This window comes from Kitasatospora sp. NPDC048296 (assembly GCF_043201815.1).
Classification (GTDB): Bacteria; Actinomycetota; Actinomycetes; order Streptomycetales; family Streptomycetaceae; genus Kitasatospora.
The window spans coordinates 1-2,233 of sequence record NZ_JBICZB010000184.1 but is presented as its reverse complement, the minus strand read 5'-3'; the positions used below and the strand labels follow the sequence as shown (position 1 = coordinate 2,233).

At 72.9% G+C, this 2,233-nt stretch carries 1 protein-coding gene; it reads left to right on the top strand.

Annotated elements, in window-relative coordinates; genetic code table 11:
• Positions 1 to 2,233: beta-ketoacyl synthase N-terminal-like domain-containing protein (locus ACGF12_RS38325; protein WP_393041204.1), on the top strand; the 2,233-nt coding region annotated here is incomplete at both ends.

Sequence of the window (2,233 nt, the reverse complement as noted above, 5' to 3'; positions counted from 1 at the left end):
CGTCACCACCCTCCACACCCACGGCGTCACCACCTACCTCGAACTCGGCCCCGACAGCACCCTCACCGCCCTCACCCAGGACACCCTCAACACCCTGGCCACCGAAAACACCACGGCCAGCACCGCTGTCGCCGTCGCCCTCCAGCGCGCCAACCGCCCCCAGACCACCACCGCCCTCACCACCCTCACCGCCCTCCACACCCACGGCACCCCCACCACCCTCTTCACCGGTGGAACCCGCACCCCGCTGCCCACCTACGCCTTCCAGCGGCGCCGCTACTGGCTCGACACCACGGCAGCCCTGCCGCCGCGTCCCCAGGCCGCGCCGAACGGGAGCACCACCGCCCACGAGCCCGCCGCCCCGGTCTCGCCGCTCTACGAGCGCCTGGCCGGCGCCACCGAGGCCGAGCGTGCACGGGTCCTCCAGGAGTTCGTGTCGGCGCACGTCTCCGCCGTGCTCGACTACTCCGCCGCAGAGACGGTGGACCTCAGCCGCTCGTTCAAGGACCTCGGGTTCGACTCGCTCACCGCCGTCGAGCTGCGCAACAGTCTGGCCGCTGCCACCGGCCTCGCCCTGCCTGCGTCCCTGCTCTTCGACTACCCCAGCCCGACCGCGGTGGCGCGCCACCTGGGGCAGGAGATCCTCGAGACGCCGGAGCAGGCGACGGCCGCCGCGCACGCCCCCGCCGTACTCGACCCCAGCGAACCGATCGCCATCGTCGCGATGAGCTGCCGTCTGCCGAGCGGCGTCGAATCCCCCGAGGCCCTCTGGCAGTTGGTGGCCGACGGCACCGATGCCATCTCCGGCTTCCCCATCGACCGCGGTTGGCCCCTCGACGACCTGTACGACCCCGACCCCGAGCAGCCGGGGAAGACCTACACCCGGTCGGGCGGCTTCCTCCACAGCGCGGGCCTGTTCGACGCGGGCTTCTTCGGGATCTCGCCGCGTGAGGCGCTGGCGATGGACCCGCAGCAGCGCCTGCTGCTGGAGACCTCCTGGGAGGCGATGGAGCGGGCCGGCATCGACCCCGCGCACCTCCACGGCAGCCAGTCCGGCGTCTTCATGGGTGCCATGGCCCAGGACTACGGCGCACCGCTCCACGAGGCGTCCGACGGTGTCGACGGCTACGTGCTCACCGGCAAGTCCGTGAGCATCGTCTCCGGCCGCATCGCCTACGCGCTCGGCCTCGAAGGCCCGGCGGTGACGGTCGACACCGCGTGCTCCTCCTCGTTGGTCGCCCTGCACCTGGCCGTCCAGTCGCTGCGCAACGGCGAGTGCGACCTCGCCCTCGCCGGTGGCGCGACCGTGATGCCGACCCCCGGCATGTTCGTGGAATTCAGCCGCCAGCGCGGGCTGTCCGAGGACGGCCGCTGCAAGGCGTTCGCGGCCGCCGCGGACGGCACCGGCTGGGGCGAGGCCGTCGGTGTCCTGGTCGTCGAACGTCTGTCGGACGCCGTTCGCAACGGCCACCCGGTGCTCGCCGTCGTGCGCGGCAGCGCCATCAACCAGGACGGTGCCAGCAACGGCCTCACCGCCCCCAACGGCCCCTCCCAGCAGCGCGTCATCCGCCGGGCCCTCGCCAACGCGGGCCTGACGGCCGGCCAGGTCGACGCCGTCGAGGCCCACGGCACCGGCACCAAGCTCGGCGACCCGATCGAGGCCCAGGCCCTCATCGCCACCTACGGCCAGGAGCACCCGGCCGACCGGCCGCTGCTGCTCGGCTCGCTGAAGTCCAACATCGGCCACACCCAGGCCGCCGCCGGTGTCGTCGGTGTGATCAAGATGGTCATGGCGATGCACAACGGCGTGCTGCCCAAGACCCTCCACGTGGACGAGCCGACCCCGCACGTCGCCTGGTCGGCCGGTGCGGTCGAACTCCTCACCGAGGCCACCGCCTGGCCCGAGACCGGCGAGCCGCGCCGCGCCGCCGTCTCCTCCTTCGGGATCAGCGGCACCAACGCCCACGTCATCCTCGAACAGGCCCCCGCGCAGGCCGAGTCGGACGACACGACCGACACCGAGGGCACGGCCCCGGCCGTCCTGCCGTGGTTCCTCTCGGGCCGTACGGCCGAGGCGGTGCAGGCGCAGGCTCAGCGGCTGCTGGAGCACGTCGAGGCGGATGCCGAGCTGTCCCCGGTGGACGTGGCGTTCTCGCTGGCGACGACGCGTTCGGTGTTCGAGCACCGGGCCGGTGTGGTCGCCTCCGACCGGGACGGGTTCCTGGACGGACTG